General features: G+C 61.0%; 9 protein-coding genes and 1 pseudogene. 6 read left to right on the forward strand and 4 right to left on the reverse strand.

Annotation, left to right across the window (positions count from 1 at the left end):
- Nucleotides 1-111: 111 nt before the first annotated feature.
- Nucleotides 112-770, forward strand: a pseudogene (locus tag CIT37_RS33750) (Mu transposase domain-containing protein); the annotation flags it as partial.
- A 172-nt stretch (nt 771-942) separates the two neighbouring features.
- Here CIT37_RS33750 and CIT37_RS33755 read toward each other — a convergent pair.
- Nucleotides 943-2307 (reverse strand): M16 family metallopeptidase, encoded by a 1365-nt coding sequence (locus CIT37_RS33755; RefSeq protein WP_161966255.1) that lies wholly within the window; start codon nt 2305-2307, stop codon nt 943-945.
- Nucleotides 2304-3647, reverse strand: a complete 1344-nt coding sequence (locus CIT37_RS33760) for a M16 family metallopeptidase (protein WP_231088529.1) — start codon at nt 3645-3647, stop codon at nt 2304-2306. Before CIT37_RS33760 ends, CIT37_RS33755 begins: the two co-directional genes overlap by 4 nt.
- 668 nt (nt 3648-4315) lie before the next feature.
- Between CIT37_RS33760 and CIT37_RS33765 the strand changes: the two genes are divergently transcribed.
- Together CIT37_RS33765 and CIT37_RS33770 are read left to right on the forward strand one after the other, a co-directional pair.
- On the forward strand, nt 4316-4549 hold the full coding sequence (locus tag CIT37_RS33765; protein ID WP_145643197.1) for a hypothetical protein: 234 nt from the start codon (nt 4316-4318) through the stop codon (nt 4547-4549).
- Nucleotides 4550-5210: 661 nt separating this feature from the next.
- Nucleotides 5211-6397, forward strand: a protein-coding gene (locus tag CIT37_RS33770) for an IS3 family transposase (protein ID WP_095424349.1) whose coding sequence is annotated in 2 segments (ribosomal slippage) — nt 5211-5463 and nt 5463-6397 — 1188 coding nt in all. Because the reading frame shifts where the segments join, the coding sequence is not laid out codon by codon here.
- 115 nt (nt 6398-6512) lie between these two features.
- Here CIT37_RS33770 and CIT37_RS33775 read toward each other — a convergent pair.
- Both CIT37_RS33775 and CIT37_RS33780 read right to left on the reverse strand, forming a co-directional pair.
- On the reverse strand, nt 6513-8345 hold the full coding sequence (locus tag CIT37_RS33775) for an ABC transporter ATP-binding protein (protein ID WP_095424348.1): 1833 nt from the start codon (nt 8343-8345) through the stop codon (nt 6513-6515).
- A 547-nt stretch (nt 8346-8892) separates the two neighbouring features.
- Nucleotides 8893-10035 (reverse strand): TlpA disulfide reductase family protein, encoded by a 1143-nt coding sequence (locus CIT37_RS33780; RefSeq protein ID WP_095424352.1) that lies wholly within the window; start codon nt 10033-10035, stop codon nt 8893-8895.
- A gap of 988 nt (nt 10036-11023) precedes the next feature.
- On the opposite strand from CIT37_RS33780, the gene CIT37_RS33785 reads away from it, so the two are divergent.
- The 3 genes from CIT37_RS33785 to CIT37_RS33795 all read left to right on the forward strand — a co-directional run bounded on the left by CIT37_RS33785 (nt 11024) and on the right by CIT37_RS33795 (nt 13011).
- On the forward strand, nt 11024-11347 hold the full coding sequence (locus tag CIT37_RS33785; protein ID WP_014497904.1) for a hypothetical protein: 324 nt from the start codon (nt 11024-11026) through the stop codon (nt 11345-11347).
- Between the two features lie 309 nt (nt 11348-11656).
- On the forward strand, nt 11657-11938 hold the full coding sequence (locus tag CIT37_RS33790) for a helix-turn-helix domain-containing protein (protein ID WP_080588731.1): 282 nt from the start codon (nt 11657-11659) through the stop codon (nt 11936-11938).
- Nucleotides 11939-12102: 164 nt separating this feature from the next.
- The gene (locus tag CIT37_RS33795) at nt 12103-13011 is read left to right on the forward strand and encodes a LysR family transcriptional regulator (RefSeq protein ID WP_028143510.1); all 909 of its coding nucleotides are present in this window, start codon (nt 12103-12105) and stop codon (nt 13009-13011) included.
- Nucleotides 13012-13128 lie beyond the last annotated feature (117 nt).

The raw sequence follows: 13128 nt of genomic DNA on the forward strand, positions 1-13128 counted from the left end.
CATCTCAAGTTCGAGGAAAGCCTCCATTTGCAATTCGAATACACGACCTACGCTGGGGCGGTGGGCATCGGAGCTCGATAGACTGCTGGCGGCGAACGCGGCCAAACCGGCGGCACCTGCAGCCGCGCCATCTACGACAACATGAAGACCGCGGTGGAGACGATCTTTGTCGGCAAGGATCGTCGCTGCAATCGCCACTTTCTGCAGATGTGCAGCCACTATCTGTTCGACCCGGTTGCCTGCACGCCGGCGTCGGGCTGGGAGAAGGGCCAGGTCGAGAACCAGGTCGGGCTGGTCCGAGAACGCTTCTTCACGCCGCGGCTGCGGTTCAAAAACCTGCACGAGCTAAACGCCTGGCTGCTGGACAAATGCATCGTCTACGCCAAAGCTCATCGCCATGCGGTGACGGCATCGGTCTCGAAGACCAGCCTGGTGCGCTTCGACAACAACAAGTACTCAGTCGCAGGCAGCGCAGTCGGACGCCCGGTCGAGGTCCAGGCTATACCGATCGCATCGTGATCCGCCAGGATGGAAGGATCCTTGCGGAGCGTCCACGATCCTTCGGACGCGGCGAGAGGATCTCCGATCCCTGGCACTATGTGCCGGTGCTGGCTCGCAAACCCGGCGCTTTGCGCAATGGCGCTCCCTTCAAGGACTGGGAGCTGCCGGCCGTACTTGAGCGGATCCGGCGCAGGCTTGCCGGCACTGACGACGGCAATCGGCAGATGGTCGACATCCTCAACGCCGTGCTGACTGACGGTCTGCCCGCGGGTCCGATCGTCATGCGTCAGGGATGGCTCGAGTTCGAAGCCATGAAGCGCGGCACCAACCTCATGATGCATCACTGAAAGACCGAAGCGATGCGTGAATCGAGTAAACCACAACAGAGAGGGAGCGCAGCGTGCCGTGTGTTAGCGAAGAGCGCTATCGCTACTCGGCAGTTCAGTTCGACTTCGGCGCCGTGGCCGCCGGTTGCGCGGCGGCCTGCGGGGCGCGGCCGACGACGACCGTCAGCAGGCCCTGGCCCCAGAGCCGCTTGGCGGCGACCTTGGCATCATCCAGCGTCACCGCATCGACGAGGGCATTGCGCTTCTCGATATAGTCGATCGGCAGCTTGTCCTGCTGGTACTGCAGCAGCGCCTGGGCGAGCTTGGAGGAGGTGTCGAGCGCCAGCATCTGCGAGCCCTTGAGGTAGGACTTGGCTTCGCCGAGCTCCTTCTGCGTCGGGCCCTCCTCGGCGATGCGGCGCACTTCCTTGTCGATGGCGTCGATGGTGTCGCCGGCCCGGTCGGCGCGGGTGCCGGTGTTGCCGATGAAGACCGCCGAATGCTCCATCCAGAGCAGCGATTCGAACACGGAATAAGCCAGCCCGCGCTTCTCGCGCACCTCGTGATAGAGCCGCGAGGACAACCCGCCGCCGCCCAGGATGTGGTTGACGACATAGGCGGCCATGAAGTTCGGATCGCTGCGCTTCACGCCGGGTCCGCCGAAGGTGATGACGGTCTGCGGCACGTCGAGCGGCACGAAGGCGCGCTGCGGCGGTTTTGCCGCCTCGACGTCGGCGACTGGCGTGAGATTGGCCTTCGCGGGCAGGCTACCAAAAGTGTGGTCGAGCAGCTTGCCAAGCGTCGCCGGATCGACGTCGCCGACCACCGCGATCTTCAGCCCGTCCTTCGCAATCACGCGGCCGACATAATCCTTCATGTCGGCGACCGTGATGGTCGGCACGCTGTCCAGCGTGCCATTGGTCTGCCGGCCATAGGGATGGTCGCCGAACGCGACCTCCAGGAATTTTCGGCTCGCCAGCGAGGACGGATTGGTGGTTTCGCGGCGCAGGCCCGAGATGACCTGTGAGCGGATGCGCTCGACGTCGGCGGTGTCGAAATGCGGCGAGGTCAGCGCGCTCCTGAGCAGGTCGAAGGCCTCGTCCTTGTTGTCGCGCAGCATGCGCAGGCTGCCGCGGAACGTATCGCGGGTGGCGCTGAAGGAGAGCTCGATGGCGCGGCGGTCGAGCCGCTCATGGAAGGTCTTGGAGTCGAGATCGCCGGAGCCTTCGTCGAGGAGGTCGCCGACCAGATTGGCGACGCCGGACTTGTCCTTGGGATCCTGCGCCGAGCCGCCGGCAAAGGAATATTCCATCGCGATCAGCGGCACCGTCGCGTCCTGTACGAACCAGGCTTCGATTCCGCCCGGCGAAGTCAGGTGCTGGATTTTTGCGGCCGCCTGTGACGGCGAGACCGTAGCCAGCGCGAGCGCCGCGCCGGTGGCAAGCGAGAATGCAACGCGTCGAAGGAAGGGATAGGTCACGAACGCTTCTCCTCGCGCTTGGCGGCACTGGTGTCCTTGATCAGATAGCCCGTCACCGAACGCTTCTTCTCGAGCCATTTCTGCGCGACGGCGCGCACCTGTTCGGCGGTGACCGCGCGGATGCGGTCCGGCCAACTCCTGATGTCCTCGATCGACAGGCCTGTGGTCAGGGCGCCGCCATACCAGCTCGCCAGCACGGCCTGATCGTCCTGGGCGTAGATCGCTTCCGCAATGAGCTGGGTCTTCACCCGCTCCAGGTCCTCGGCGCGGATCGGGTTCTGCGCGATGTCTGCGATGACGCCGTCGATCACCTGCTCCACCTCGGCAAAGCTGACGCCGGGCTTCGGCGCGGCCGAGATCGAGAACTGGGTCGGGTCGAGCGAGATGCTCGAATAGCTGGCGCTGGCGGAGACCGCGAGCGGCTTGTCGACCACGAGGGCGCGGTAGAGATAGGAATTGCTGCCGCTGCCCATCAGCTGCGCCAGCACGTCGAGGGCTGCGCTCTCGCCGGCTGCGGCCGTCGTTGCGGAAGGTGCCAGATAGTAGCGGCGCAGGCTCGGCTGCTCCACGAGCGGGTCGGCCAGCGTGACGGTGCGCGGGGCGGCGGGCTCGGGCTCCTGCGGGCGCACGCGGCGCGCCGGTATCGCGGGCTGGGCCGGAATGGCGCCGAAATTGCGCTCGACCAGCGGACGGATGTCGGCGGCTTCCACGTCGCCGGCGATCACCAGGATCGCGTTGTTCGGCGCGTAGAAGCGGCGGTAGAAGGCCAGCGCGTCCTCGCGATCGAGCTTCTCGATCTCTTGCCGCCAACCGATGATCGGCCGTCCATAGGGGTGATTGAGATAGAGCGCTCTCTCGATCTGTTCGTTCAACCGCGCTCCGGGGCTGTTGGCGACCCGCATGTTGTACTCTTCGAGCACGACGTCGCGTTCCGGCAGCACGTCCTCATTCTTGAGGATCAGGCCGGTCATGCGATCGGCCTCGAACTCCATCATGGTCGGCAACTGCTCCTTCGGCACGCGCTGGTAGTAGTTGGTGCCGTCGACCGAGGTCGAGGCGTTATCGTTGCCGCCGACCCGAAACACGTTTTGGGAGAATTCGCCGCGCGGGTGCTTCTCCGTGCCCTTAAACATCAGGTGTTCGAGAAAATGGGCGAGCCCGGATTTGCCCGGCTCCTCATCTGCGGACCCCACTTTGTACCAGATCATCTGCGTCACCACCGGTGTCCGATGGTCAGGGATTACGACCACCTGCAGGCCGTTGCCAAGCGTAAAGCTGGTGAGGGGCATGGACTTCGCAAGAGTCTCGGCTGAGGCGCCATCTATTAAGAAGGCGCGCATCAGCACCAGTGCTAGAACGCAAACGACCGTTCGAGGTGAGGACGTCGGCAGCATTGACAGCAGTCGCTGTCGAATTTTCGAAGCGAAAGACCGGTCGTGCGGCCGATTGGACGCGGCATCATTATCGATATCGTTCGTCAGCTGCGGGATCGGGACGGCTTTTTGCAAGCTACATTGCAGTTGGGTCTGGATGAGGAATGAGGTCATCATCGAAGTCATCTACAGGATGCTCCATGCTTTTGGCTATCAATCGACAGATCGCGCTTGCTCCAGGGGAATACCATCGGCCGGCCCGTCGGCGGCTAACCCAAAAGCATCAGTCGTGCCAAAGAAGAAACTGTTTAAATTACAGCGTGGTCACCCGAAGCACTCTGTCCGTATCTTTACACATCGTCGTACATCAGACACGGTGTGGCTATCTAGGGACCCCTCTTTTGCTAACCCGCTTGGCGTTACTGGTGCCGACCACCATGTGTAGCAGGAGACTCTGGAATGGCATGATCGAGTGCATGGGTGGCCGCGATCAGCGCCAGTCCGAGAGCTTGTGCAAGGTCCCCGTGCAGTGCCACAAGCGCGCGAGTTTTCATGCGCTAGACTAAACATGCGATGGCAATTCCTCGTGACGTCGAGGGGACAGTTTTGCACCGCGCGCGACATCAAGCATTCACGTGTCGAAAATCGTCGCGATGTTTCTTTTTCTGTTAAAAGCGGCGGCATTTGTGAATGCGGTCGGTCAGGCGCCCATGCTCTCGCGTAATTCTGGATTTAATCCCGCTGAGACAATCGATTGGCGCCGGCGCTTCGAGATTCTTGGTGTGCGATCGTTCTTAGTCCGCCTGCCGAAGAGGATGCAGCTGTCCCCACCAGATGTTCGACATGGATTTGAAAACTCACTCGAATGAGCAAAGCGCGTAAGGCTTTCCTCCGGCCGCGGCGGTTCTCTGCCATAGACAAAACCCGCCGACGTTCGACTTCTAGCGCCCCCCTTACCTGTTCTGACCACGTTGGGCGGAAGTCGTTAGGGTCCTCTGCGCCTCGGCAGAAATCAGATGCGAACTTGACTGAAGAACTCCTAGTGCCAGTGAGGCATGCTCATGCGCGACCAGCTCGGGCAGGCGAGTATGTCTGATCTGCAGGCTTGCCTCGACGGCGGTGCGGTCAAGATCGAGCCGCAGCGGCATAATGTTGATGAACAGGCCCATCGTGCGGCGGCACCGGCGCCGCCATGCATGCGGCCGAACAGCACCGTGCGAACACCACCTGCTCACGGCCGCTGCTGCCCGCCACCACCTCCCCCACACCAGGTGGCAGAGGCTAGCCAGGGTTACATCAAGCCGCCGCGCCTGGCCGCGCACCCGCGCATCCTGCGGCAGCGTCCGCCGTCCCTCCGTGGTCCCGCTGCCGTCGCCGTCGGACCTCGCTTAAGCCGAACAGCCTGCCCGGCTCAACCATATCTGCGAGCCACGTCCGGAAGAACTCCTCATGGGCCTTTGCATCAACTGACCTGCCACTGCGTATTTCCTCCAGAAGGAGTTAGAGTCCGGCCCGAAGAAGGACGGACAGATGAAGCGAGCAAGGTTCACGGAAGAGCAGATTATCGCGGTATTGAAGGAGCATGAGGCTGGGGCGAAGACAGCCGACCTGGCTCGCAAGCACGGTGTTTCCGAGGCGACGATCTACAATTGGAAGGCCAAATTCGGCGGCATGGACGTTTCCGAGGCGAAGCGGCTGAGGGCCCTGGAGGAGGAGAACGGGAAGCTGAAGAAGCTTCTGGCCGAGCAGATGCTCGATGCGGCCGCACTTCGCGAGCTCCTTTCAAAAAAATGGTAGGGCCCGCCGCCAAGCGCGCTGCGATCGCGCATCTGCAGGCCGTCATGAGCCTGTCGGAACGGCGGGCCTGCTCGATTGTGGGGGCGGATCGGAAGATGATCCGCTATCGCTCCAGCCGCCCGCCGGAGGCAGTTCTGCGTGGCCGATTGCGCGATCTCGCCAACGAGCGGCGGCGTTTCGGCTATCGCCGGTTGTTCGTCTTGCTGCGGCGGGAGGGCGAGCCATCGGGGATCAACCGGATCTACCGGCTTTACCGCGAGGAAGGGCTCACCGTCCGCAAGCGGCGGGCTCGCCGCAAGGCGGTGGGGACCCGGGCCCCGATCCTGGTCGAGGCGAGGCCGAACGCGCGCTGGTCGCTGGATTTCGTCCACGACCAGTTCGCCAATGGCCGACGCTTCCGCATCCTCAACATCGTCGACGACGTCACCAAGGAATGCCTGGGCGCCATTCCGGAGACGTCGATCTCGGGGCGGCGCGTGGCCCGCGAACTGACGGCAATCGTCCAGCGACGCGGCAAGCCAGGAATGATCGTGTCCGACCATGGCACCGAATTCACCTGCAACGCCATGCTCGCTTGGTGCAAGGACGCAGCCATCGATTGGCACTTCATTGCGCCGGGAAAGCCGATGCAGAACGGCTTCGTCGAGAGCTTCAATGGCCGGATGCGCGATGAGCTACTCAACGAGACCCTGTTCTTCGATCTCGATGACGCCCGCACCAAGATCGCCAACTGGGTCGCCGACTACAATCTCCAGCGTCCCCACTCGTCGCTGAAATACCTGCCCCCCGCGGCCTACGCCGCCCACCTCACCGCAACGGACGATCGGCTGCGCAACCCCGACCAGCTCCGCCGATCGTCCGTTGCTCCATCCGCGCCACTTGGCGTACAAAACCTCAAGACTCTAACTGCCGCTGGATGAAAATGCAGTGGCAGGTCACAACGCTCACGCGCGCCTCCGTCACCACATCGCAAAAGGGATGTGGGATTATCAGGCTATGCTCATGTCCCTCCAGCACGGCCAAATAGCACTAGGCCTACGGAGATGCGGCCAGCGGTGTATTAGGCTCCCCTTCCGCCGAGAGCGGACCGAACTCGATGGCCTGCCGCTCGAACAAACTGCGATAGATGCCACCGGGTTGCACGATGAGTGCCGGATGCGTGCCCTGCTCGACGATCTCGCCGCGATCGAACACCAGGATGCGGTCGAGGCCGCGCACAGTCGACAGGCGGTGCGCGATTACGATCGAGGTGCGGTCCTTCATCAGCCGTTCCATCGCCTCTTGGATCAGCGCTTCCGATTCCGAATCCAGGCTCGACGTCGCCTCGTCCAGGATCAACACTGGCGCATCGGCAAGGAACGCGCGCGCCAGCGCAACGCGCTGCCGCTCGCCGCCCGACAGATTTACGCCGCGCTCACCCACCAGTGTGCCGTAGCCCTTCGGCGATCGTATGATGAAGTCATGCGCATTGGCGAGCCTCGCCGCCTGTTTGATCGCCGCCATGCTGGCGCCGGGTCGGCCATAGGCGATGTTTTCAGCCAGCGAGCGGTGAAACAGGATCGGCTCCTGCTCCACGATCGCGATCTGGCTGCGCAACGATCGTTGCGTGGCCAGCGCGATGTCCTGCCCGTCGATCAGGATCCGGCCGCCGGAGACGTCGTAGAGCCGCTGAAGCAGCTTGACGAACGTGGTCTTGCCGGAGCCGGAGCGGCCGACCAGACCGATCCGCTCGCCGGCGCAGATGTTGATCGACAATCCGTCGTAGAGCGGCACGCGATCGCTGTCATAACGGAAGGTGACGTCCTCGAACGTGATCATCCCACCGTGAATGTCGATCGGCTTGGCGTCGGGGGCATCGACAATTCCGATCGGCTCGCCATAGATGGCAACCAGTTCCTCCATATCGTTCACCGAGCGCTGCAGATTGTTGATGTGCATCCCTACTTCGCGCAAATAGGCGTGGATGATGTAATAGCTTGTCAACACATAGGTGACGTCGCCCGGAGAGGCGCGCCCCGCTATCCACAGCAGGATGGCGCCGCCGATCACCGAAGCACGAAAGCACAAGAGCATCACGAGCTGCACCGTACTCGTGCCGTTGGACCGCAGCCAGGTGCGCTGCACCCTCGCCCGCCAGCGTCTGACGACACCGTCAAGCCGCGCATCCTCACGCGCCTCAGCACCGAAAGATTTCGCCACAGTATTGCAAGTGAGCGCGTCCGCTAGCGTGCCGCTGAGTTTGCTGTCCCAGGCGTTGGAGACCCGCGCCGCCGGCGCGATGTAGCCGATCGTCAATGCCGTCGTGATGGCAACATAGATCGCTGCGCCGAGGCCGATCACGGCGCCGAGCTCGGGCCAATGCAGGCCGAGCAGGATCGTCGAGCCCACGAGCACCGCGAGCGACGGCAACAACGCCATCAGGATCGAATTGTTAAGCAGGTCGAGCGCCCACATGCCGCGGGTGATCTTGCGCACGGTCGAGCCGGCGAACGAGTTAGCGTGCCAGTCGGTTGAGAAGCGCTGCACGCGCATGAAGGCCCCACGGGCCACATCCGACATTGTCTTCAGCGTGAACGGCACGATCGCCTGCAAGCCCGTAAACCGCAACATAATCGAGAGCAGACCAAGGGCGAGGATACCAGCGAACGCAATCAGTGCCGCATGTCGCGCCGCTTGGTCGGAGGGGCCCGACGTCAATGCATCCACCAGACGGCCGGAATAGACCGGCATGAACAGGTCAGCGACCGTCGCCCCTAAGAAGCCAACGAGGATGATCGCGGCACGGACTGGCTGCTTCAGCCAGTGCTCCAACGCAAACGGGAGAACCAAGCCGATTGCGGCGGGTCGTTTGTCATCTTGACTGGTCATGGCGCTAGGGGTTTGTGGCGCACGCGGTGTAAAAAACGGTCGATCCAGACCCGATGTGCCCAATGCTTGGCGCGCCGTACGCGGGATGCGATAAATGCCCGGAGTCTGGGGGCTGCGGCCGAAAGCTTCTACCCATTTCACCCACTCTTCGCGTGAGCGCTTAGCCGAAGCGCCTCACGCTTTGCGAGCTCCTCGGGATGAGAGCATCGATCTGAGACATCGGCCAGCCTTGTGCGATCCGAGCTCGTGTGAGCCACGTAGGCGGGGTCGGCGTCACGCTTTGCCCATCTGCAGAAGCGTGGGGATGTCCAGCTAGCTCCGGCCTCGGCCATGGCTGTACGCAAAGGTGCATTTTGATGAAGGAAGTGTTCAGCATAACTTCACCTGGAAGATCACCTCCGCGTCGATCCGGATGGAGGTCATAGCAATCCGAACCTCCAACGCGCCACAAACGATCCACCGCCCTGCTCGCTGATCGTTAATTGCCGATGGCCCACCGGATAAATGGACGAATTAACCAGTGAGCAGCTCAGATCGTCACCCTTTTTCATCTTCTCTCCTCGGGCGCTTGCGCTTTGGTACTTTGCGAGACTCCGGGTTGCGGAGTCGCACAAACAGACCCATAGCAAGCCTTCTGACCCTTGTAGTTGGCGAGCGTTTGGACCGATTCCGACATAACCTCCTGTTTCAGGTTGTCCGGGATAGGTGCGGGGCCGTCCAGCGACTTCAGCGTCACCTCGATCAACTCGCTCGCGCGATCCTTGTTGCCGCTCTCGTAATAGTACTGAGCGACCGCCGGATAGGACAGGAACTTAGGGGCGTCGCCGCGTTGCGGAGCATTTATTGCCAGAATGTGTCCGGATAACTCATTGCCCATCGCAAAGCGCTCGGCCTGCGGCAAATGAGAGTTGTCATTCGCCGGATCAAAGAGTTGGCGCCTCGCCCCGGCCATCCACAGCGCGGATTTTTTGTTGATCGCGTCACGAACCAATTGGCGCATCACCGGCAGGCCGGCCTGCAAGTCGCGCATTTTGTGAAGCAACAGATCCGCCTGGAGCACGCGGAAGTTCACGTCATCCGGCAGAACAGCGACGGCTTCTTCGACCACCGAAAGCGCCTTCGCCCAATCCTGCGCCTTCATCGCCGGCGTCAGTTTGACGAAGATCGGCATTGTGCGTTCGCCCTTGGCGATCCGCTCAGCATCGGCGGCTTTCGCTTCATCGCTGATGCGCCAGCTGCCAGTCAGAATCTTCGGCAAAACCTCTTCGAGTTGCGTCGGGGAACCGATAAAGGCGATGTGGCCATCACGGTCGACGACGAACGAAGTGGGAATCCCGATAGAAAAGCTGGAATCCATCCAAAGCTCGTCCATTTCGCGTGTGTAGTCGAGCCCGACCCGATAGTTGAGATTCGGCAACTTTTCGGTCAACCATGCGTCCAACTTGCTTCGGGCCTTTTCCGCTGTTTGAGCGCGCTCACCAGCTGCTATTCCGAGGACCTCAACTCCGCTATCTCTGTATTTCTCTTGCAGCTGTACCAGATCGGACAGCGCCGCCACACACGGTGCGCACCAAGTTGCCCAAAATTCGACGATGTACACTTTCCCGGGCTGGAAGCTCGTGAGGGGTTGACCACGCAGCCAGTTCTCCACCTTGATCGGGGGAGCTGGGGATTCTAAGCCCAGCGTCATGTTACGCTCCAAAGTTATTGTCAGGGACTGCGCGACGTTTTGTGCTCGCTGATCTCCGATCGCGACCGCGACCGAGAAGTGGGGTGCCGTGGTGTAGACGGGCTGCCGAACGAGAGCCGTAGCGAATGTCGGTGTCGCAGCGCTAAGCACGCCGACACACAAAGTTACAAGGAACAAGCTCGTCCTCTCACGAGCAGGCCACGTCGATTCAAGGAAGGAGAGCATCGCTCGACTCGCATCTGGGTGGGCTCAGCACTTTCAGTACTGCTGCACCCTTAGTAGCAACGTCCGTGCCAGCATCGTCTGCGCGCATTAAGCGCCTAATTGCGCATGAACAGCTCAACGGCAGTTCACGGCGACCAGTGTTTTGAACCCGACGGGCTTTGTGCCGGTGTCGGAATTTGGACAAGAATTGCGCACTTCGCGCCGCCAGATAACTGATTTGATGTTGTGAGCCGCCGAACGGAAACTTGGTAATCCCTGTCCCCTAGCAAACAGGATTAGAGGCGAGCGACGATTTAGATTCGACTCGAACGAGCCGAAGCCCGTTGACCGGGACACGTGTTCTGGGCGATGACGATGGAACCATTCGCCTGAACCTGCGGACGGTGCCGCGGATCAGGGAGGCTCTGAAACTGTGAGTGCTCGCCATCGCTCCAAGCGGTTCCTGCACCAAAAACTGGTACTTCGATTAGTTTGCTGTCCAGCCGCGTGTACCAGGCGTCCATGATGCCCCCTTCAATTCGAAAACCGTTTCCCTCGTATCGAAACAGACGCCGCCGATCGCCTCGATGGAGCTAAGGCTTATACAGGCGTTCACCTCCAGGTTGCTGACCGGGAGGCCGGCTGGCACCACCCGCTGGCGGCACGCATCACTTCCTTGCCGGCTTGAAAATCTTTGGCAAGCTGCGGGCCTTCAAGACCCATCGTGTCACAGCCGGATGACAGGTATCGAAATAAGTAGACGGAAAACCCTGCACTATGCGATGTGGCCGACATCGACACAGGCTATGGCAATGCGATCAATGTCATCCATGCCATTGGCGAGTATGAAAGGACCGGCGCCAGCTCCGTTGTCATCGAGGACAAGACATTTCCCAAGGTTACGAGCCTTGCTGCGGAACGTCCAGATGATGAGTTATGGCAATTTCGGATCCGGGCCTCAAGCACAGCCTTGAGGGACACCTTCCGCCGTATCATCGCTGATGGCGGCGTCCAGAACGTCCACAAGGATATTGTAACGATAGAGGAACTCTTCAGACTGCAGAGAATGGACGAGATTGAGGCAGCTGAAACGCGATTCCTGCGCTGATGCAGTGCTGCAGGCCGACTCTAATCTCGCCTGAACGGCTGTCGCTGCAATCTCGACGGGTTGGGGCGGCACGTTCGTCGGGCTACGACTCCATTTCGTTGAATGGAAGACTATCGTGCCCTGTCAGTCAGCATCTTTTGCGTTTGGCTCGAGGCTGTTAGCGCAAATGGGCAGCGGAATCGAACGGCTGTCGAGCCAGCGGAACGACGGCGCTCGGGTCAGCGCCGGCAAAACCCGCGCAGTTTTGTGATGTTTTTATGTCGGTTATAGCCAGTGGTTTGATGACCATCGAAATGGCTGCCTTCGCGCATGAAAGCTCGTGCGCTTGTGGCATACAATGTGCGCCGGATCCGCGTCGAGCGCGGTATTCCGCAAGAGCAATTGGCCTACGATGCAGGTATTGATCGCTCCTATATGAGCGGACTTGAGCGCCAACAGGCAAACCCCACAATTGATCTTCTCGATCGCCTTGCCAGGACGCTCGGCGTTGCTGTCTCCGAGCTGTTTGTTCGGCCATCCAAGGGGGCGCTGCCACCTGCTACCTTACGTAAAGGTCGCAAGCCGAAGCCGGCACGCCGCAAAAGGACCTAGCCCCCCTGACAACACCGAGCCATTGACGCCGATCTTGTGCGGTGGCCAAGCATCAATGCGCTCGGAGGCGGATTTTGTGCGCGGCCGCCCCCTGATTCGCGGCAATCCCGCGATGGACATCGAATAATGTGATGAAACGTTCAATCTGGCGCCGGAGCGGGCAAATGGCGGCTCAAGACGACGAAGTTCCTTTAAATGCCATCCGCGCTTTTGTGACCGTCGCACGCGAAGGCAGCGTCACGCGCGCCGCCAGCAGCTTGGGAACGACGCAGAGCTCGGTCAGCCGCTATTTATCCGTCCTGCGGGACTATCTCGGTGCGGACCTCATCGCGCGGCGCGGCCGGCGCAGTGATTTGACTGAGTTCGGAAGACTATTTGCTAACGCAGTCTCTGAGCCGCTCGAGACAGTGGGCTTCACCGCCAAGAGAATGCGGCGGCGGACGGCCGCCGGCACCAATCGGATCGTCGTCCGCACATCACTATCGACTTTTGCTTCCTCGCTTCTGATTCCAAATCTGCAAGCGTTCTCTGCTGAAGCTGGCGGCGTTATCGTGGACGTCATCAGCTCGCTATCGCTGCCTTCATCTTCGGATGACTTCGACATATTGATTACACGTGACCTTTCCGTCATCGAACCCGCTGACAGTTGGGAGATCTACAATGAGGAGCTGGTATGCGTCGGACCGCCAAACCTGGTCGCGGGCAGAGAGCTCTCGATCGTTCGCTCAATCCCGATACTGAACATCACATCACGACCCGACATCCTGCCAACATGGCTGAGGGCCATGAACCTGTCCTCAAACGACATACGAGCGGGCGCGCGGTACGATCATAATTATCTTGCTCTGCCGGCAGTCATGACAGGAAAATGCCTTCTTGTCGCACCGGAAATCATCGTCAGTGATCTAGTGCGAGGGGGCGCCTTGCAAATCATCCCCGGCTCACGCGCTCCAAGTGGCATGCAATATCGCGCCTTTGCGGTGGATCGCAGCGAGCACCCCGAAATCGCTCGTTCTTTTTGCCGGTGGGTCGCTCGTCTTTGCAAGAGGGCGACGCTAGCGCAGGCTACCTGAAATGCCTCTCGCGGTCTCTTCAATGACTCTGCGGGAGATCGATGTACCGCCCCATTCACGTCCAGGGCACTCAACTTCAGAGACAATCCGAACAAGATCGCCGGTGTCTTCGTCCGA

This window comes from Bradyrhizobium ottawaense (assembly GCF_002278135.3).
Taxonomy (GTDB): Bacteria; Pseudomonadota; Alphaproteobacteria; order Rhizobiales; family Xanthobacteraceae; genus Bradyrhizobium; species Bradyrhizobium ottawaense.

Bases quoted from the DNA above. Each gene is read 5' to 3' on its own strand.
- CIT37_RS33760 (WP_231088529.1), bottom strand. From the start codon at position 3,647: ATGCGCGCCTTCTTAATAGATGGCGCCTCAGCCGAGACTCTTGCGAAG.
- CIT37_RS33775 (WP_095424348.1), bottom strand. From the start codon at position 8,345: ATGACCAGTCAAGATGACAAACGACCCGCCGCAATCGGCTTGGTTCTC.
- CIT37_RS33780 (WP_095424352.1), bottom strand. From the start codon at position 10,035: ATGACGCTGGGCTTAGAATCCCCAGCTCCCCCGATCAAGGTGGAGAAC.
- CIT37_RS33790 (WP_080588731.1), top strand. From the start codon at position 11,657: ATGAAAGCTCGTGCGCTTGTGGCATACAATGTGCGCCGGATCCGCGTC.
- CIT37_RS33795 (WP_028143510.1), top strand. From the start codon at position 12,103: ATGGCGGCTCAAGACGACGAAGTTCCTTTAAATGCCATCCGCGCTTTT.